Here is an 18,899-nt window from a genome sequence, read left to right on the forward strand (position 1 = left end):
GTACAGCGAGAGACGAGAGCTCCCGCGCGGCGCGGAGACGCGCCCGGGAGCTGACGGGAGAACGCCCGCATGCTCGACAACGAGCCCGCTACCGGGGCCACAGGCCCTGGCGGGGATACAGACGAACAGCCGAAGCAGGCCCCGCGCAGGCGGGCCGCCAGCAGACCGGCGGGTCCTCCGCCGGAGGAGCCGGAGACCGCCCCACCGGCGGTCGTGGTCACCAGGACCGAACCGGAGCCCGAGCCCGCCCGGGAGGCGGAGCCGGTCTCCGCGGCGCCCGCCGTACCGGACGAGGAGCCTGAGGAGGCCGAGGAGGCGCCCAAGCGCGCCGCCCGGCGCAGGACGAGCGCCGCGACGGGCACGGCGACGGGCACGGCCACGCGGCGGAGCCGTACGCGGAAGACGGCTGAGGAAGCCGACACGCCCGCCGAGGAGAGCGCGCAGGAGGCCCCCGCGCCCGCCAGGCGCAGCCGTACGCGCAAGAAGGCAGTCCAGGAGGAGACGCTTCCCGAGACGCCCGCCGAGACCGAGGACGTCGCGGCGGCGCTGGTGGTCGCGATGCCCGTGGACGAGCCGCTGGACGACGAGCCCGCCGGTGAGGACGTCGTCGAGGAGCGTCCCGGCCTGTTCGCCGACCCGTTCGGCCTGGCGGCGCAGGAGCGCTTCGAGGCGCCCGCCGTCACCTTCCAGGCGCCCGCCGCGGTGTTCCAGCCGCTGTTCCAGGCGCCGGACCCCTTCCGCGCGGAGCCGCCCGCCCGTCCCGCCGCGCCGCAGCCGCCCGAGCCTCCGCAGCCGGAGCCCGAGCCCGTCGAGGACGAGGCCGAGGAGACCGAGGAGCAGGAGGACGACGACTCCGAGGGCGACGAGTTCGAGGGCAGCCGCCGCCGTCGCCGCCGCAGGGGCGGCCGGGGCCGGGGCAAGACGCGTGAGCTCGACGAGGCCGAGGAGGAGGACTCCTCCGGGCAGCCGCAGGAGGAGGAGACCTCCGCGGAGACCTCCCAGGACGAGGAGCAGGAGAGCGGCACCTCCCGCCGTCGCCGCCGTCGCCGCCGCAGGGGCGCCGACGACGCGGGCGAGCCGCACGACGACCCGCCGAACACGGTCGTGCGCATCCGCGCGCCCCGCGCCGGGCGCAGCACCTCCGCAGACGAGGTGCAGAGCGTGCGCGGCTCGACCCGCCTTGAGGCCAAGAAGCAGCGCCGCAGGGAGGGCAGGGAGCTCGGCAGGCGGCGTCCGCCGATCATCACCGAGTCGGAGTTCCTGGCCCGCAGGGAGTCGGTCGAGCGCGTCATGGTCGTGCGCCGCACCGGTGGCCGCACCCAGATCGCGGTCCTTGAGGACGGCGTGCTGGTCGAGCACTACGTCAACCGTGAGGCGAGCCAGTCCTACGTGGGCAACGTCTACCTCGGCAAGGTGCAGAACGTCCTGCCCAGCATGGAGGCGGCCTTCGTCGACATCGGCAAGGGCCGCAACGCGGTGCTGTACGCCGGTGAGGTCAACTTCGACACCGTGGGCCTGGAAGGCCAGCCCAAGCGCATCGAGGTGGCGCTGAAGTCCGGCCAGTCGGTGCTGGTGCAGGTCACCAAGGACCCCATCGGGCACAAGGGCGCGCGGCTCACCTCGCAGATCAGCCTTCCCGGCCGGTACCTGGTCTACGTGCCCGACGGCTCGATGACCGGCATCAGCCGCAAGCTCCCCGACAAGGAGCGCACCCGCCTCAAGGGCATCCTGAAGAAGGTGATGCCGGAGAACGCCGGCGTCATCGTCCGCACCGCCGCAGAGGGGGCCTCCGAGGAGGAGCTCGCCCGCGACGTGGCCAGGCTGTCGGCCCAGTGGGAGAACATCCAGCGCAAGGCCAAGTCGGCCAGCGCGCCCGAACTGCTGTCGTCGGAACCCGACCTGACGGTCAGGGTGGTCCGTGACGTGTTCAACGAGGACTTCACCTCGCTGGTCGTCGCGGGTGACGTGTGGGAGACGGTCGACGAGTACGTCCGCTACGTGGCGCCGCACCTGGCCGACCGGCTCGTCAGGTGGCAGGAGCAGGGCGACGTCTTCGCGGCCTACCGGATCGACGAGCAGATCGCCAAGGCGATGGAGCGCAAGGTCTGGCTGCCCAGCGGCGGCTCGCTGGTGATCGACAGGACCGAGGCCATGACGGTCGTGGACGTCAACACCGGCAAGTTCACCGGCCAGGGCGGCAACCTTGAGGAGACCGTCACCCGCAACAACCTGGAGGCGGCCGAGGAGATCGTCCGCCAGCTCAGGCTGCGCGACATCGGCGGCATCATCGTCATCGACTTCATCGACATGGTCCTGGAGAACAACCGGGACCTGGTGCTGCGGCGGCTGCTCGAATGCCTGGCCCGTGACCGGACCAAGCACCAGGTGGCCGAGGTCACCTCGCTCGGTCTGGTCCAGATGACCCGCAAGCGGGTCGGGCAGGGCCTCCTTGAGGCCTTCTCGACCGTCTGCGACTGCTGCAACGGCCGTGGCCTGCACGTCTCGACCGAGCCGGTGGAGAGCAAGCCAGAGCCGCGCGGCACCCAGGGCAAGATGGCCGTGGAGAAGTCCGTGGCGGAGAAGCTCGCCAAGGACGGTCACGCCGTCGCGGCGAGCGAGGTGTCCGGCCGTGATACGGTGACCGATGCGCTTGATGACGTCCGAGGTGAGGACGCGCAAGCCGTACAGGCTTCGGGCCGGGGGCGGCGACGCTCCCGTAAGGCCAGGGCGGCCGACTAGGGTCTGTTTTGTGGATCTTCGCCGTTGCGAGGATCGTCCAGGTGGATGCACCGCGAGGCGGAGGAGCTCATAACAGGGTTATGGGCGACGACGGCAGCGAAGCGGGACGCCACCTGGACGACCGCGACGGGTGTAAAGATTCACACAACGATCCTGGGGTCACCCCGCAGGATTTCGTACGAGGGACGGGCCTGGCCCGGCCCACCGACGTTCCGCCCGGTTCGACCAGGAGACCGGTAATCCGGTACCCTGGTGAACCGGTGCGCTCATGGCGTGCCCTGTTCGCGCGCCTACCTGGTTCGTCGGTCACAATCAATGACCACGGCCGGATGCGGGGCGCAGCATCCAGCGAGCAAACAGTCAGAAGAAGGGTTCCGCGGTGTACGCGATCGTTCGTTGCGGCGGCAGGCAGCAGAAGGTCTCCGTCGGTGACGTCCTTGAGGTGGACAAGGTCGCCGGCGAGGTCGGTTCCACGGTTTCGCTGCCGACGGTGCTCGTCGTCAACGATGGCGATGTGACCACCGAGGCGGGCAAGTTCACCGTCGCCGCCGAGATCCTCGGCGAGACCAAGGGTCCGAAGATCCGGATCCTCAAGTACAAGAACAAGACCGGCTACAAGAAGCGCCAGGGTCACCGCCAGCGTTACACGCAGGTGAAGATCACCGGCATCAACCAGGCCTGAGTTTCGGGAGTTTTGCGAGATGGCACACAAGAAGGGCGCGTCGTCCACTCGGAACGGCCGTGACTCCAACGCCCAGCGGCTCGGTGTGAAGCGCTTCGGCGGCCAGCTGGTCAACGCCGGTGAGATCATCGTCCGCCAGCGTGGCACCCACTTCCACCCCGGCGACAACGTCGGCCGCGGTGGAGACGACACGCTGTTCGCGCTGGCCGCTGGCCACGTGCAGTTCGGCGTCAAGCGCGGTCGCCGCGCGGTGAGCATCATCCCGGTCGCGGAGTAGATCCGCACCGACAGACGTCAACGGCAGGGGTGGATCGCATAGGCGGTCCACCCCTGTTCGTGTTTTAAACCGGGTATTTCCGCAGATGGGGGTAGGGAGCAGGCATGCCGGACTTTGTGGACCAAGTGGTCCTGCACATCAAGGCCGGTGACGGGGGACATGGCTGCGCCTCTGTCCATCGGGAGAAGTTCAAGCCCCTGGGCGGCCCCGACGGGGGCAACGGAGGCCGCGGCGGCGACGTGATCCTTGAGGTCGACGCCAACACTGCGACGCTGCTGGACTACCACCGCCGCCCGCACCGCAGGGCGGACAACGGCAAACAGGGCCAGGGATCCAACCGTGACGGGGCCAACGGCGCCGACGTCGTGCTGCCCGTCCCCGACGGCACCGTCGTCAAGGACGCGGAGACCGGCGAGATCCTGGTCGACATGATCGGCGCGGGCACCCGCTACGTGATCGCCGAGGGCGGGCACGGCGGGCTCGGCAACGCAGCCCTGGCCTCGGCCAAGCGCAAGGCCCCCGGTTTCGCGCTGCTCGGCGAGCCCGGCGACGAGCTCGACGTGATGCTGGAGATGAAGAGCGTCGCCGACGTCGCCCTCGTCGGCTTCCCCAGCGCGGGCAAGTCCTCGCTCATCGCCGCGCTCTCGGCCGCCCGCCCCAAGATCGCCGACTACCCGTTCACCACGCTGATCCCCAACCTCGGCGTGGTCACCGCGGGCGACACGATCTTCACCGTCGCCGACGTGCCCGGCCTGATCCCCGGCGCCTCCGAGGGCAAGGGTCTCGGCCACGAGTTCCTGCGGCACGTCGAGCGCTGCAACACCCTCGTGCACGTGATCGACTGCGCGACCATGGAGCCTGGCCGCGACCCGATCAGCGACTACGAGGCCATCGAGGCCGAGCTGAAGGCGTACGGCAGGCTGGAGGACCGGCCGAGGCTGGCCGTGCTCAACAAGGCCGACGTCCCCGACGCCCGGGAGCTGGCCGAGATCGTCAGGCCGATGCTTGAGGAGCGTGGCCTGAGGGTCTTCGCGATCTCCGCGGCCACCCACGAGGGCCTCAAGGAGCTGACCTACGCGATGGGCGAGATGGTCGCCGCCGCGAGGAAGGCCGCGCCGGTGGCCGAGCCGACCCGCCTGGTCATCAAGCCCAAGCAGCTCGGCGACACGGGCTTCGCGGTGCGCCGGGTCAACGACAACACCTTCCAGGTCACCGGGGCCAAGCCGGAGCGGTGGATCCGCCAGACCGACTTCACCAACGACGAGGCCGTCGGCTACCTGGCCGACCGTCTCGAACGGCTGGGGGTCGAGGAGGAGCTGACCAAGGCGGGAGCGAAGGCGGGCGCCGAGGTGATCATCGGCTCCATGGAGAACGGCTACATCTTCGACTGGCAGCCGACCCTCAACGCCGAGGCCGTGCACCAGGGGCCGCGCGGCTCGGACAACAGGCTCGGATAGCCTGCTGTCCGAGCGGTGATCTTCGATCTGGGAAAGGTGAGCGTTTCGTGGACTCTGTGCGCGATCGGATCCGTACGGCCTCGCGTCTCGTCGTGAAGGTGGGTTCGTCGTCGCTCACGACCTCGCAGGGGACGATCGACGTCGACCGGGTCGACGCCCTGGTCGACGTGCTCGCCGCCCGCCGTACGGCAGGGACGCAGATCGTGCTGGTCTCCTCCGGGGCGATCGCGGCCGGGCTCGGCCCGCTCGGGCTGTCGGCCAGGCCGCGTGACCTGGCCACCCAGCAGGCCGCGGCCTCGGTCGGGCAGGGCGTGCTGGTCGCCCGCTACACCTCCTCCTTCGCCCGCTACGGCCTGCGGGTCGGCCAGGTGCTGCTGACCGCCGACGACATGATGCGCCGTTCGCACCACGTCAACGCCCAGCGCACGCTGAGCAGGCTGCTCGAACTGGGCATCGTCCCGGTGGTCAACGAGAACGACACCGTGGCCACCGACGAGATCCGCTTCGGCGACAACGACAGGCTCGCAGCCTTGGTCGCCCACCTGACGCGCGCCGACGCCCTGGTGCTGCTGTCCGACGTGGACGCCCTCTACGACGGCGATCCGCGCCGTCCCGGTGCCCTGAGGCTGCAGGAGGTGCGCGGCCCCCAGGACCTGGTCGGGGTCGAGCTGGGCAAGGGCGGCGCGGTCGGCACCGGCGGGATGGTCACCAAGGTGCAGGCCGCCAGGATCGCCACCGGCGCGGGCGTGCCCGTGGTGCTGACCGCAGCCGCGCACGCGGCACAGGCCCTCGCGGGCGCCGACATCGGCACCTGTTTCCATCCCGACGGCCGTCACCCCGGCACCCGGCTGCTCTGGCTGGCGCACGCGACCACCGGGCGGGGCAGGCTCCACCTGGACTCGGGGGCTGTCGACGCCGTGGTCGGGCGCCGCAAGTCGCTGCTGCCGGCGGGGGTCACCGCGGTCGAGGGGGACTTCGCCGCGGGTGACCCGGTCGATCTGTGCGGGCCGCTCGGCGGGGTGGTCGCCAGGGGGCTGGTCAACTTCGACGCGGGTGAGATCCCTGACCTGCTGGGACGCTCGACACGCGAGCTGGGCCTCAGCCTCGGTCCGGAATATGAACGTGAACTCATCCACCGTGACGACATCGTCATACTGGAGTCCCACCACTAGTTCTTTTGGAGCGCGAGATGTCCGAGGACTTCCTGAAGGTAGCCCTGGCGGCTAAGGAGGCCGCCGCCGAGCTGGCCCCGCTGCCGCGGGCCCCCAAGGACGCCGCGCTCCGTGCGATCGCCGACGCCCTGGTCGCCAGGTCCGCCGAGATCGTCGCGGCCAACGCGCTCGACGTCGAGCGGGCTGAGCAGGGCGGCGTCCAGCCGTACATGATCGACAGGCTCAGGCTCGACGAGGGGCGGGTCGTCGCCATCGCCGAGGCCGTGCGGCAGGTCGCCGACCTGCCCGACCCGGTCGGTGAGGTCGTCAGGGGAAGCACGCTGCCCAACGGGCTCGAACTGCGTCAGCTCAGGGTGCCGCTCGGCGTGATCGGCATCATCTACGAGGGCCGTCCCAACGTGACCGTGGACGCCGCCGCGCTCTGCCTGAAGAGCGGCAACGCGACCCTGCTGCGCGGTTCCTCAAGCGCCTACGAGTCGAACACGGTCCTGGTGCGGATCATGCAGGAGGCGCTGGCGGGCACCGAGGTCCCGGCGGGGGCCGTGCAGCTGGTGCCCGGGCAGACCCGGGAGTCGGTCAAGGAGCTCATGCGGGCCCGCGGGCTGGTCGACGTGCTGATCCCGCGCGGCGGGGCCTCGCTGATCAACTCGGTGGTCGAGGAGTCGACGGTCCCGGTCATCGAGACCGGCGTCGGCAACTGCCACGTCTACGTGGACGCGGAGGCCGACCTCGACCTCGCCGTGGAGATCCTGGTCAACGCCAAGGCGCAGCGTCCCTCGGTGTGCAACGCCGCCGAGACGTTCCTCGTGCACGCCGATGTCGCCGACGCCTTCGTGCCGCGCGCGCTCGCCGCCCTGGCCGAGGCGGGGGTGACAGTCCACGGCGACGCCAGGATCGCCGCCCACGGTGACGGCGTGGTGCCCGCCGGGGAGGAGGACTACCTGGCCGAGTATCTCTCGCTGGACATCGCCGCCGCCGTCGTCGACTCCCTGGAGGAGGCGGTCGCGCACATCAGGAGGTACGGCTCGGGCCACACCGACGCCATCGTCACCCGCTCCGTCACGGCCTCCCGGAGGTTCGTCGCCCTGGTCGACTCGGCGGCGGTCGCGGTCAACGCCTCGACCCGCTTCACCGACGGGGGCGAGTTCGGCTTCGGCGCCGAGATCGGCATCTCCACCCAGAAGCTGCACGCGCGTGGCCCGATGGGCCTGCCCGAGCTGACCTCGACCAAGTGGGTCTACATCGGGGAGGGGCACCTGCGCACCGGGGAGGGCACGGTCATCGCCTCCCCGGCGAGCTAGGGTGTGTCGCTCCAGGTGATCGGGGTCCAGGGTGGTTTGACTGGGCCCCATGGAGACCGTGATCGCGTTGCTGTTCGTCGTCGCCGTACTGGTCTGTCTCGACCGTCTGATGCTGTGGCTTGAGGCAAGGGGCCACGTGCGCTGGCGCCGTACCGGACGACGGGATCTCTCGGCCGCGCCGACGGCGGAACTGGACAGCCTCCTGGAGGAATCCCGCCACCCCTGACCCATGGATCTTTCCCCTCGTACGGCGCGCCTCCGGAAAATCGTCATATTCGCCCGCTATGGTGAGGACTCCTATGGCTGGAGAGCAGGGGAGCGCGGGCGGACGTGCGACCCGGTAGGCACAGCGGTCCCCCCCAGGGCCATGTGGCCGACGCAGGAGGTCACGTGGGTCGTCTCGGGCGCGTCGGCTCCTACACGTTGGTTGAGCGCTTAGGCCGGGGCGGCATGGGTGAGGTCTACCGGGCGACCAACAAGCGTGGTGACAGCGTCGCCCTCAAGATGCTCCACGACGCCGTGGACGCCGACGCGGAGGCGCGGGTGCGCCTCGAACGCGAGGTGCGCGCGCTGCGCCGGGTGGAGAGCCCCTATGTCGCCCGGGTTCTCGACGCCGACCTCGCCGGTGAGCGTCCCTACCTCGTCATGGAGTACATCGAGGGCGACACCCTCCTCGACCGCGTACGGCGCGGCGGCCCGCTCAGGGGGACGACCCTGATCAACCTGGCCCACGGCCTGGCGACCGCCCTGTCGATCACCCACGCCGCCGGGATCGTCCACCGCGACCTCAAGCCCGCCAACGTCCTGGTCAACGTGGAGGACGACCCGGTCCTGATCGACTTCGGCATCGCCCAGGTGCTGGACGCCACCCGGCTCACCCTGACCGGGACCTTCCTGGGCACCCCCAGCTACGCCGCTCCCGAGGTGTTCGCCGACGAGCCCGTCGGTGAGCCCGCGGACGTGCACGCCTGGGCGGCCACCGTCGCCTTCGCCGCGACCGGGCGCCCCACCTTCGGCAGGGGTCCCGCCGAGGCGCAGATGTACGCCATCCTCAACGGCCAGGCCGACCTCGCGGGTGTCCCGGCCGCTCTGCTTCCGCTGGTGCGCGCCGCCCTGCACCGCGAGGCGGCCAAGCGTCCGACCGCGGCCCTGCTCACCGCCCGGCTCAGCCGCCTGGCCAGGGCCGCCGTCGCGGAGCCCGATCCGCGCGGCGCGGTGCGGCAGGTCCCCGCGGCGGCCACGGCGGGTACGGCGCGCAGGGCGGAGGCACGTGTCCGGTCCGGAGGCACCAGGACGGAGGAGCCGCCGCGCGCGGGACGGCCCGTCCAGGGGCACGAGGGGCCCGTGCGTCAGGCCGTGACCGGTGAGCCGCCAAGGGACAGGGACAGGCCCGTCCGGCGGATGGTCAGGAGGACGCGGGCTGAGGGCGCAGGGGAGGAGCAGAAGGGCAGCGCGGCGCTGGTGCTGCTGCTGGCCGTACTGGCCGTGCCGTGTGTCGTGGCGACCGTGATCTGGCCGGTGGCCACCTTCGCGGTGACGGGGGCCTGCGCGGCGCTGGCCCGCGCGGTCTGGGCCGGGCACCGGCTGGCGCGCAGACGAAGGACCGTCAGGTCGCGGGCCGTCCTGCGGACCGTGACCTTCCTGCCCGTCTTCGCGGTCTCGCTGCTGACCGTGCTGGCCTGGCCGGGGATTCCCGCGGCCGCGGTGGCCTGGGTGACGGTGTGGCTGGCCTGCGGGGGATCGCTGCCCCCCGACTGGTGGTTGCAGCCCGCCCCGGTCATCCTCGCCGGTGTGGTGTCCGGCGCCGTCTGCGGCATGATCGTCAGCCGTGAGGTGGAGCGGGTCGGCGCGAGGTTCCCCGACCTCCACAAGGAGGGGCTGCGCATGCTCACGCTGCTGGGCGGGTTCGTCGCCCTGTGCGCGGCCGCGGTGCGGGCGATCGCGCTGCTGATCTAGCGCGTTTGTTGCGGAAAAGGCCCGGAAGGCGGCCTTCCAGACCTTTTCAGGGAGCCATGCTCAGTTGCCGTCGCGACGGGCGAACCGGTTGAAGATGCGCTCACCGGCGTTGACGGCCCCCTCGGCCACGTCGCGCAGGACGCCGATGAACGGGTCCTGGGACTGCGACCAGGACTCGCGGTAGGAACGGGCGGCGGCCCTGACCTCTTCGGAGATCTTGGCGTTGGCGTCGTCGGCCCGGCGGGGGTAGTCGCCGGAGAGGATCGTCTCGTACTCGCCGCTGCGGCGCCACTTGTCCAGCTCGGCCACCCGGGAGACGGCGAACGGGTGGGTAGTGCCGAGCAGGTTGAGGACCTTGAGCAGACCGTCGCGGACGTCACCGGCCGTGTCGTACTCGCGGGCCTGGTCGAGGAAGGCCTCGATGTTCATCTCGTGCAGGCGGGAGCCACCGGCGAGCTTCATCAGCGCGCGCAGCGCGGCCTCCGGGTCCTGGCCGCAGAGCAGACCGCCGCGGTCGGCGGAGAGCTCCGACTTGCGGTGCCACTCCTCAAGGCCCGCGACGATCGCGCGCAGCCCGATGTAGCCGAGCGGGATCCAGGCGACGCGGGTGGCCAGCCGGGTCAGGATGTCCAGCATGGTGCGGTAGACCGCGTGGCCGGACAGGATGTGGGCGGTCTCGTGGCCGACGACGAAGCGAAGCTCCTCGTCGTCCATGAGGTCGAGCAGGCCGGTGGTGACGACGATGAACGGGTCGTCGAAGCCGATCGCCATGGCCTGCACCTGCGGGCTCTGCTGGACGTACACCTCGGGGATGCGGTGCAGGTCCAGGGTGTAGGCGGCGTCGCGCCCCATGTCGTGCAGCGTGCGGAACTGGGTCTCGCCGGTGCGCACCGCGGAGGCGAGGTAGATCAGGCGCAGACGGCGCTCGCTGATCAGGCCGGACATCTGCTTGAGAACCGTGTCGAACCCGCTGAGCGAGCGCAGGGCTACCAGCGCGGACCGGTCGGCGGGATGTTCGTAGGCACGTGAGCTTACGCCGGGAAGCTGCACGCGATTGCGATCCGGGGTGGTGGTCATGTCCGGCATGCTACGTCGGGCCCGCCTGGCATGCGCGGGGGGTGATTAAAAGGCGTGTACGGCTTACGCGTATGGTCCGTTTCATGATGAAAGCGGCCAACGGCACGGGGAAGCGACGCCTGGGAGTCATGGGTGGCACCTTCGACCCCATCCACCACGGGCACCTCGTCGCCGCCAGTGAGGTCGCGCATCACTTCCACCTCGACGAGGTGGTCTTCGTCCCGACGGGACGGCCTTGGCAGAAGGCCGACAGGACCGTCTCGGCCGCCGAGGACCGCTATCTGATGACGGTCATCGCGACAGCCTCGAACCCGAGTTTCTCGGTCAGCCGCGTGGACATCGACCGCCCCGGCCCCACCTACACCATCGACACCCTCAGGGAGATCGCCGCGGCCGGGGGGCCCGACGTCGAGCTGTACTTCATCACCGGGGCCGACGCGCTGTCCCAGATCCTGAGCTGGCGCGACGCCGACGAGCTGTTCACCATCGCGCACTTCGTCGGGGCCACCCGTCCCGGCCACGTCCTGCGTGACCCCGGGCTGCCCGAGGGCAAGGTCAGCCTGCTGGAGATCCCCGCGCTGGCCATCTCGTCCTCCGAGTGCAGGGAGCGTGTCTCCTCGGGACAACCCATCTGGTATCTGGTTCCGGACGGTATCGTGCAGTACATCAATAAACGCGGTCTTTACCGCCATGTGCGCTCTTCGCCGGACCGTCAATCCGTTTGCGGCGTGGAATCGGGTGGCACACGATAGGCGTTGTACCTGAAGGCGGCTCTTCGACAAGCGTTCGATCAGGCACCCTGATAGGTGACAGCGCCGACTACTGGAGGACTAACCGCAACCGTGACCGCAACTGACAGATCCGTCCAGCTCATCAGAATCGCCGCCGAGGCCGCGGCGGACAAGCTGGCCGACGACATTCTCGCCTATGACGTGAGCGACCAGCTCGTCATCACCGACGCCTTCCTGCTCTGCTCCGCCACCAACGACCGCCAGGTCCGCGCCATCGTCGACGAGATCGAGGAGCGGCTGCGCGTCGAGGCCCACGCCAAGCCCGTCCGCCGTGAGGGAGAGCGTGAGGGCCGCTGGGTTCTCCTCGACTACATCGACATCGTCGTGCACGTCCAGCATGAGGAGGACCGCACCTTCTACGCCCTGGAGCGGCTGTGGAAGGACTGTCCCTCCATCGCCCTGCCCGACAGCGTCACGCAGGTCGCCGCCCAGCGCGCCCGCCAGGCGGTAACTGAGTGAGCCGCCGCGTCGTCTGCCTGAGACACGGCCAGACGCTGTGGAACGTCGAGCACCGCTTCCAGGGCCACAGCGACATCCCGCTCGACGAGACCGGCATGGCCCAGGCGACCAGGGCCGCCTCGCTGCTCGCCGCGCTCCGCCCCACCATGATCGTCTCCTCGGACCTCCAGCGGGCCTACGACACCGCCTCGGCTCTCGGCGACCTCGTCGGCCTGAACGTGTCCGTCGACAAGGACCTTCGTGAGCGGGGCGGCGGCGAGTGGGAGGGGCTCACCCGCGAGGAGATCTCCGCCCGGTGGCCCGAGCAGTACGTCGCCTGGGAGGCCCCTGGCGGTGAGGAGGTCACCGACGTCGCCGCGCGTGTCTCGGCGTCCATCCTCAGGTGGGCAGCGCGGCTCGATGACGACGGCCTGCTGGTCGTCGCCTCCCACGGGGCGGCGATCCGGCTCGGCATCGCCCATCTGCTGGGCCTGCCGGAGGACCTCTGGTCGGCCCTCGGCGGCCTGGGCAACTGCTCCTGGTCGGTGCTGGAGGAGGGACGCAGGGGTTGGCGCCTGATGGAGCACAACGCCGGAACCCTCCCCGAACCCGTCCAGAGCGACGACAGTCCCGAGGTGACACAGAGCTGACCTCTCGTACGGCTCGCGCCCCGGGTGAAGGGCGAGAGCCGTACGGTCGTCGATTAGGTGAACCCACGGGTGTCCTTGTATGCTTCCCAAGCGCCGCAACGAGAGGACTCGGAGCGGTGACCAGGGGCTATGGCGCAGCTGGTAGCGCGCCTCCATGGCATGGAGGAGGTCTGGGGTTCGAATCCCCATAGCTCCACAGCGAGCGTCTCGACGAGATCCCGTCCGATCACCCGATCGGGCGGGATCTCGTCGTCTGTACGCCGGGGACCGGGTGAGGAGAGCGTTTCGGCGGCCCTGACGCCCTGACCCCGGCACAGGTCCCGGCGCCCGTGAGGGCCGGTCGGCGGGGAAGGCCGAACCCGGACTGACCGGATCGTGGGGCGCACGATAATCGACCCATGTGGTTCGGCTTGCTGGGCGCGACGGAGATCAGGGACGCCGAGGGTGGCCCGCTCCCCGTCGGCGGGCCGAGGACGCGCGCCCTGCTGGCGATGCTGGCGCTCGACGCCGGGCGGGTGGTGACCGTCGAGCGGCTGATCGACGGCCTCTACGGTCACCAGGCGCGCGGAAACGTCGCCAACGCGCTGCAGGCCCAGGTCTCCCGGCTCAGGCAGCTGCTCGGGCGGGCCGCGACCGTCGAGTTCACCCCCGCCGGTTACCGGCTCGCCGTGAGCCCACAGGAGGTGGACGTCCACCGGTTCGAGACGCTGGCCGCCCGGGGACGGCGGGAGCTGGAGTCGGGGGACGCCCCGCACGCGGCCGCTCTCCTGCGCGAGGCGCTCGCCCTGTGGCGGGGACCCGCGCTGGCCGACGTGGGCGAGGCGCCCTTCGCCCGGGGGCAGGCCGTACGGCTTGGGGAACTGCGCCTGTCGGCCGTCGAGGAGCGGGTCGAGGCGGAGCTCGCCACGGGCGGGCACCGGGCCCTGGTGGCCGAGCTGACCGACCTGGTGGCCGCCCACCCGTTGCGCGAGCGGCTGCGGGGGCAGCTGATGCGGGCGTTGTACGGCACGGGCAGGCAGGCGGAGGCCCTGGCCGTCTACGAGGAGACCAGGCGGCTGCTGGCCGAGGAACTCGGCGCCGAGCCGACGGCTGAGCTGGCCGCCACCCACCTGGCCGTCCTCAGGGCAGACCCCTCCCTCACCGTTCCCCCCGCCCCTCATGAGCCCGTACGGCACGCGCTCACGGCCCAGCTCACCAGCTTCGTCGGCAGGCGTCGCGAGCTCGAACGGGTCGGCGCGCTGCTCGGGCGGGCACGCCTGGTCACCGTCACCGGGCCCGGAGGGGCGGGCAAGACCCGGCTGGCGGTCGAGGCGGCCTCCCGGTACCCGGGCGAGGTCCGATTCGTCGATCTCGCGCCGCTGAGCCGGGACGCCGAGGTGCCCCAGGCGGTCTTCGACGTCCTCGGGCTGCGGGAGGCGTGGCTCACCCCCGGGCTCGGCAGGCCGGGAGGCGACGCCGTCGAGCGGATGGTCGCCGCGCTCGCCGAGCGGAGCGTCCTGCTCGTCTTCGACAACTGCGAACACCTCGTCGAGGCCGTCGCGACGCTCGTGGGACGGCTGCTCGGGGCCTGCCCCCGGCTGCGGATCCTCGCCACGAGCCGGGAGGCGCTCGGCATCACCGGCGAGAGCCTGTGCCCGCTTCCCACGCTCGCCGTACCGCCACCGGGAACCCCGGCGCGGGACATGTCCGGCTATCCGGCCGTCGAGCTGTTCGCCGACCGGGCGGCGGCCGTGCTGCCCGGCTTCGCCGTCGGGGAGGACAACGCCGAGGCCGTGGGACGGATCTGCCGGGCCCTCGACGGGCAGCCCCTGGCGATCGAGCTGGCCGCGGCCAGGTTGCGCTCCCTGCCGGTCGGCGAGGTCGCCGCCAGGCTGGACGACCTGTTCGGACTGCTGTCGCGCGGCAGCCGTACCGCGCAGCCGAGGCACCGCACGCTCAGGGCGGTGGTCGAGTGGAGCTGGGACCTGCTGGCGGAGGACGAGAGGACGCTGGCGGGGCGGCTGACCGTCTTCGGGGGAGGCGCGACGCTTGAGGCGATCCGGGCGGTGTGCGGGCTGCCGGACGGTGACACGGTCGAGGCGCTGACGGGCCTGGTGGACAAGTCGCTCGTCGAGGTCTCCGGGGGCCGCTACCGCATGCTCAACACGATCAGGGCGTTCTGCGCGGAACGGCTCGCGGACGCGGGGGAGACGCGGCGCGCGCACGCGGAGTACTTCCTCGCGATGGCGGCCGAGGTCGAGCCGCGCCTGATCACCGCGGACCAGCTTGAGTGCCTGGCCGCGCTGGACGCCGAGCGTGACAACCTGCACGCCGCGCTCGGCTGGGCCACCGAGGAGGGCGAGGCGGCCAGGGGTACGGCGCTGCGGCTGCTGGCGCGGCTGACGACCTACTGGTGGCTGCGGGGGCTGCGCAGCCAGGGGGCGGCGCGCGCCGAGGAGCTCCTGCGCGGGATCGGCCCGTACCCTCCCGAGGGGCTGGAGGAGGAGTACACCGTGGGCGTCCTGAGCATCGCCTCCGGCGGGTCGCGCGGCACGTTCGACGCCCACCTGGACAACGCCGTCGCGGTGATGCTGGCCGGGGGCCGTCCGCCCCGCCAGCCCTTCATGACCATGCTGCTCGGCATGGCCATGGGCATCCCCGAGGCGCGCACCGCGAACCTGGACGACAGGTGGTACGCGCTGGTCGGCGCCGACCCGTGGAGCCGGGCGCTCAGCCGGTTCGGCGAGGGGATCACGGCCGCCTACGACGGGCGGATCGACGACGCAGAGGAGGCCATGACCGTCGCGCTCACCGGGTTCCGCGCCCTCGGGGAGCGGTGGGGGATGTCGGTCACGCTGTCCGACCTCGCCAAGCTGGCCGCCTGGCGGGGAGAGGCCGCGCGGGCGTGGGAGCTGTGCGACGAGGCCCTGCGGCTGGCCCGCGAACTCGGCGCGGACGAGGACGTCGCCGGGATGCTGGGCCAGCGGGCCGGTGTGCGGCTGCGGACGGGAGACCTCAGGGGGGCGGAGGAGGACGCGGAACGGGCCGCCGCGCTGGCGCGCCGTACGGGCGCCTCGGAGATGCTCGCGCTCGCCCGCCACGTGCTGAGCACCGTCGCCAGGGCGCGGGGTGAGACGGCGCGGGCCAGGAGCCTGGCCGAGGAGGCGCTCGCCGGATGCCCCTCCGGGTGGTTCGGGGGAGAGGAGACCAGGGCCGTGATCATGACCGGCCTCGGGCTGATCGCCGAGACCGAGGGCAGGGCAGGGGAGGCGCTCGGGTGGTATCACCGGGTGCTGGTCTCCGCCGAGGGGCTGCGCAACGTGGCGATGACGGCCCTGGTCACCGAGCTGATGTCCGGGGTCGCGCTGCTTGAGGGGGACCCGGCCAGGGCCGCCCTGCTGCTCGGCGCGGGTACGGCGGTGCGGGGGACCGCGCTGGCCGGTGACGCCGACGTGGTCCGGCTCGCCGAGGCCGCCAGGCGGGCGCTGGGCGATCGGGCCTACGGGGAGGCGTACGGCAGGGGCGCGCGGATGACGGCTGAGCAGGCGCGGGCGGTGACCGGGGCCTTCTGACGGGTTCGCCGGGTCAGTGGGGCTCGTCCTGGAGGTCCTGCGTGGCGTCCTTCCTACGGGCCCAGCGCCTGGCCGTACGGGAAGGGGTCTCGTGCTGGTCGGTGCGCAGCCACAGCTGGACCTGGGCGCCGCCGAGGATCGAGGAGTCGATCCGCAGCGCGCCGCCCGAGCTCTCCGCGAGCCTGCGGGCGATGTCCAGGCCGAGACCGGTCGAGCCCGCGCCGCTGGTCCCGCGCCGCAGCGCCGCCTCCGGGTCGGCGATCCCCGGGCCCGCGTCGGCGATCAGGATGCCGACCGCGTCCGACCCCTGGTGCAGCGTCACCGTGAACGCGGTGCCCTGGGGGGTGTGCCGGAAGACGTTGCCGAGCAGCGCGTCGACGACCGCGCTCAGCTCGGTGGCCGCGACCGGGATCCTGACCTGCCCGGTGGCGCCGATCAGCTGCCAGGGCCGTTGCTGGTCGTCGGCCAGCGCCGACCAGAAGGTCAGCCGTTCGCGCAGCACGTGGGCGGCGTCGCAGTGGACGAGCGCGGGCGCCCGTGACGGCTGCCTCGCCGCCGCGATGATCTCGTCGACCTCGGCTTCGAGACGGCCCAGGGCGCGGCGGCTCTGCTCGGCCTCGGGACCCAGGTGGTCCAGGCTCAGGCGCAGCGCGGTCAGCGGCGTGCGCAGCCGGTGCGAGAGGTCGGCGGCCATCTCCCGCTCCGCGGCGAGTAGCTGGATCACCCGGTCGGCCATGGCGTTGAACGCCTCCCCGGCCGCGACCAGCTCCGCGGGTCCCTCGGGGTCGATCCTGACGCTGAGGTCGCCCGCCCCCAGGGAGGTCGCCGCGTGGCCGAGCCGCCGGGAGGCGCGTACCACCCGGGCCCCGAGCCGGTCGGCGACCAGGACGGAGACGACCATCAGCACCAGCGCGACCCCGGTCAGCACCGCCCAGGACGCGGCGACCCCCCTGGTGAGGTCCTCGGCGGGCACGAAGATCTCGATGACCGCGGTTCTGCCGTTCTCCAGGGTGACGGGACGCAGCACCAGGTAGTCGCCGCCCATGCCCTCGAACACCGCCCGGCTGACGCGGGCGGCCGAGGCGACGGTCCGCGCCGGGGCCCTGGGAGCCCCTATCTTCCTTCCGTCGGGCAGGTGGAGCGCGACGCGCTCCGGCATGCCCGTGCTGGCGACCGCCCGGGTCAACCGGTCCGGGGCAGTGGTGATGGCAAGCACCGGGACCAGTGCCGACGCCTGCCGTTCCGCCTCGGAGATCGCCCGTTCGTGCGCGATCTCCTTGACGATGACCCCCAGCGGTACCAGGAAGGCCAGGGCGATCATCGAGGCTCCCGCGACGGCGAGCAGGGCCAGGGTGCGTCTCACGTCGGTGTGATCAGCATGACGCCGACACCGCGCACGGTGTGCAGGTAGCGGGGGGCCGAGGCGCTCTCGCCGAGCTTGCGGCGCAGCCACGACAGGTGGACGTCGATGGTCTGGTCGTCGCCGTAGGACTGCTGCCACACCTCGGTGAGCAGCTCCTTGCGGGGGACCACCCGGTCGGCGCGGGCCGCGAGGTAGGCGAGCAGGTCGAACTCCCGCCGGGTCAGCGCGAGCGGCTCGCCGCCGAGGGAGGCCTCGCGCCGGTTGAGATCGACCGCGAGCGCGCCGACGCGCAGCACCGGGGGCGGTCCCGCCGCCCGCGCCCTGCGCAGCACCGCGTCGAGCCGGGCGTTGAGGTGGTCGCCGGAGAACGGCTTGACCAGGTAGTCGTCCGCGCCCGCCTCAAGCAGACGGACGATCTCCGCCTCGTCGTCCCTCGCGGTGGCCACGATGACCGGGACGCTGGAGACGCTGCGGACCATCTTCAGTGCTTCCGACCCGTCCAGATCGGGCAGGCCGAGATCAAGGATCACCGCGTCGGGGGGATTCTGGGTGATCTCCCGCAACGCGTCGAGCGCCCGTCCCGCGCTGCGCACGGCGTGTTGGCGCCTGCCCAGCTCCTGGATCATCGCGGAACGCACGTACTCGTCGTCTTCCACCACGAGAACCGTCGCCATACAACGTAACCGTAGTGAACAAAGAAGCACATGAGGTAATAATTCACCGCATGAGGCAAACCGTGGGATTCATTGTGGTGTGGTGTAGTGCCACGGTCCTGGCCGCCTCGATCACCTGGTTCGGCGTCCGTGACGTGCTGAGCAGCCAGGTCTTCGACGACGTGAGGGTCGAGTCCCTGGACTCGGAGCTGTCCCGGATCGGGGCCATCGCGCTGCCCTCACGGCCACCGACCGGTACGGCCACCGTCTCGGGCCCGCCGAGCGCCTCCCCACAGGGCAGGCGCACCCCCGGCCCCTACAGCTCCCCCTACGGACGCCGTAGCACCTCCAACCCCCGGGCCAGCGGCCAGGCGAGGGACGACGCCGGGGGACTCGTCAGGCCCAGGCGGATCTCCGGCCACTCGCGCACGACCGAGGCCCCGCCCAAGCCGACCGGGACGCCCACCAGGACGCCGACCAAGGCCCCGGCCAAGGCGCCGACGAGCGCGCCGGAGCCGGAGAAGGCCGCCCCCACGACCCCCAGCCCGACCGCCCAGCTCGCGGCCGACAACGGGGCGAAGACGGTGAGCGCCAAGAACGGCTCCGTCTCCTTCAGCATCACGGCGGGCGTGTGCAAGGTGGTCTCCGCCAACCCCAACCCGGGCTTCGAGGCCCAGGTGACCCAGGCGGAGGGGTGGGTCAGGGTGGACCTGGTGCAGGGGCAGCACGGCTCCGCGGTCTACTGCGTCGGCGGGGAGAGCCGCACCGACGTCTGGGAGTACTGAAAAGCCC

The 18,899-nt window shown here is 71.7% G+C and carries 16 protein-coding genes and 1 tRNA gene; 14 read left to right on the plus strand and 3 right to left on the minus strand.

Translation table 11 applies throughout. The features are described from left to right. Window positions 1-69: 69 nt before the first annotated feature. The 8 genes from FHS44_RS16100 (at window position 70) to FHS44_RS16135 (ending at window position 9,584) form a co-directional block, all read left to right on the plus strand. Entirely contained in the window at window positions 70-2,739 is a 2,670-nt protein-coding gene (locus FHS44_RS16100; protein ID WP_184715426.1) for an Rne/Rng family ribonuclease, read from the plus strand. 379 nt (window positions 2,740-3,118) lie between these two features. Then, window positions 3,119-3,421, plus strand: coding sequence for a 50S ribosomal protein L21 (rplU, locus tag FHS44_RS16105; protein ID WP_184544206.1), 303 nt, complete (start codon window positions 3,119-3,121; stop codon window positions 3,419-3,421). A 19-nt stretch (window positions 3,422-3,440) separates the two neighbouring features. Then, entirely contained in the window at window positions 3,441-3,698 is a 258-nt protein-coding gene (gene rpmA / locus FHS44_RS16110; protein WP_184715428.1) for a 50S ribosomal protein L27, read from the plus strand. Between the two features lie 104 nt (window positions 3,699-3,802). Beyond that, on the plus strand, window positions 3,803-5,155 hold the full coding sequence (gene obgE, locus FHS44_RS16115) for a GTPase ObgE (RefSeq protein ID WP_184715430.1): 1,353 nt from the start codon (window positions 3,803-3,805) through the stop codon (window positions 5,153-5,155). Window positions 5,156-5,202: 47 nt separating this feature from the next. Next, complete coding sequence (proB, locus tag FHS44_RS16120) at window positions 5,203-6,327, plus strand: glutamate 5-kinase (RefSeq protein ID WP_312863677.1); 1,125 nt, start codon at window positions 5,203-5,205, stop codon at window positions 6,325-6,327. A gap of 17 nt (window positions 6,328-6,344) precedes the next feature. Further along, window positions 6,345-7,628 carry a glutamate-5-semialdehyde dehydrogenase gene (locus FHS44_RS16125; RefSeq protein ID WP_184715431.1) on the plus strand — a complete coding sequence of 428 codons (1,284 nt, stop codon included), beginning with the start codon at window positions 6,345-6,347 and terminating at the stop codon, window positions 7,626-7,628. 49 nt (window positions 7,629-7,677) lie between these two features. Further along, window positions 7,678-7,854, plus strand: a complete 177-nt coding sequence (locus FHS44_RS16130; protein WP_184715432.1) for a hypothetical protein — start codon at window positions 7,678-7,680, stop codon at window positions 7,852-7,854. 164 nt (window positions 7,855-8,018) lie between these two features. Beyond that, on the plus strand, window positions 8,019-9,584 hold the full coding sequence (locus tag FHS44_RS16135; RefSeq protein ID WP_184715433.1) for a serine/threonine-protein kinase: 1,566 nt from the start codon (window positions 8,019-8,021) through the stop codon (window positions 9,582-9,584). Between the two features lie 60 nt (window positions 9,585-9,644). Here the strand turns inward: FHS44_RS16135 and FHS44_RS16140 are convergent, their stop codons facing one another. Beyond that, window positions 9,645-10,670 carry a M48 family metallopeptidase gene (locus tag FHS44_RS16140; protein ID WP_184715434.1) on the minus strand — a complete coding sequence of 342 codons (1,026 nt, stop codon included), beginning with the start codon at window positions 10,668-10,670 and terminating at the stop codon, window positions 9,645-9,647. Window positions 10,671-10,744: 74 nt separating this feature from the next. Here FHS44_RS16140 and nadD point away from each other — a divergent pair, with 74 nt between their 5' ends. The 5 genes from nadD to FHS44_RS16165 all read left to right on the plus strand — a co-directional run bounded on the left by nadD (window position 10,745) and on the right by FHS44_RS16165 (window position 16,091). Beyond that, on the plus strand, window positions 10,745-11,413 hold the full coding sequence (gene nadD / locus FHS44_RS16145; RefSeq protein WP_221460904.1) for a nicotinate-nucleotide adenylyltransferase: 669 nt from the start codon (window positions 10,745-10,747) through the stop codon (window positions 11,411-11,413). Window positions 11,414-11,503: 90 nt separating this feature from the next. Continuing rightward, entirely contained in the window at window positions 11,504-11,911 is a 408-nt protein-coding gene (gene rsfS, locus FHS44_RS16150) for a ribosome silencing factor (protein ID WP_184715435.1), read from the plus strand. Next, complete coding sequence (locus tag FHS44_RS16155; RefSeq protein ID WP_184715436.1) at window positions 11,908-12,540, plus strand: histidine phosphatase family protein; 633 nt, start codon at window positions 11,908-11,910, stop codon at window positions 12,538-12,540. Before rsfS ends, FHS44_RS16155 begins: the two co-directional genes overlap by 4 nt. A gap of 123 nt (window positions 12,541-12,663) precedes the next feature. Then, window positions 12,664-12,736 (plus strand) — tRNA-Ala (locus FHS44_RS16160). Window positions 12,737-12,938: 202 nt separating this feature from the next. Then, window positions 12,939-16,091: an AfsR/SARP family transcriptional regulator gene (locus tag FHS44_RS16165; RefSeq protein ID WP_184715438.1), complete on the plus strand. Its 3,153-nt coding sequence runs from the start codon at window positions 12,939-12,941 to the stop codon at window positions 16,089-16,091. Window positions 16,092-16,104: 13 nt separating this feature from the next. Here the strand turns inward: FHS44_RS16165 and FHS44_RS16170 are convergent, their stop codons facing one another. Both FHS44_RS16170 and FHS44_RS16175 read right to left on the minus strand, forming a co-directional pair. Next, entirely contained in the window at window positions 16,105-17,454 is a 1,350-nt protein-coding gene (locus tag FHS44_RS16170) for an ATP-binding protein (protein ID WP_184715440.1), read from the minus strand. Then, on the minus strand, window positions 17,451-18,128 hold the full coding sequence (locus FHS44_RS16175; RefSeq protein ID WP_184715442.1) for a response regulator transcription factor: 678 nt from the start codon (window positions 18,126-18,128) through the stop codon (window positions 17,451-17,453). Before FHS44_RS16175 ends, FHS44_RS16170 begins: the two co-directional genes overlap by 4 nt. Before the next feature lie 50 nt (window positions 18,129-18,178). Here FHS44_RS16175 and FHS44_RS16180 point away from each other — a divergent pair, with 50 nt between their 5' ends. Continuing rightward, the gene (locus FHS44_RS16180) at window positions 18,179-18,892 is read left to right on the plus strand and encodes a hypothetical protein (protein ID WP_184715444.1); all 714 of its coding nucleotides are present in this window, start codon (window positions 18,179-18,181) and stop codon (window positions 18,890-18,892) included. The last annotated feature ends 7 nt before the right edge of the window (window positions 18,893-18,899 follow it).

The organism is Streptosporangium saharense (genome assembly GCF_014203715.1).
Classification (GTDB): domain Bacteria; phylum Actinomycetota; class Actinomycetes; order Streptosporangiales; family Streptosporangiaceae; genus Streptosporangium; species Streptosporangium saharense.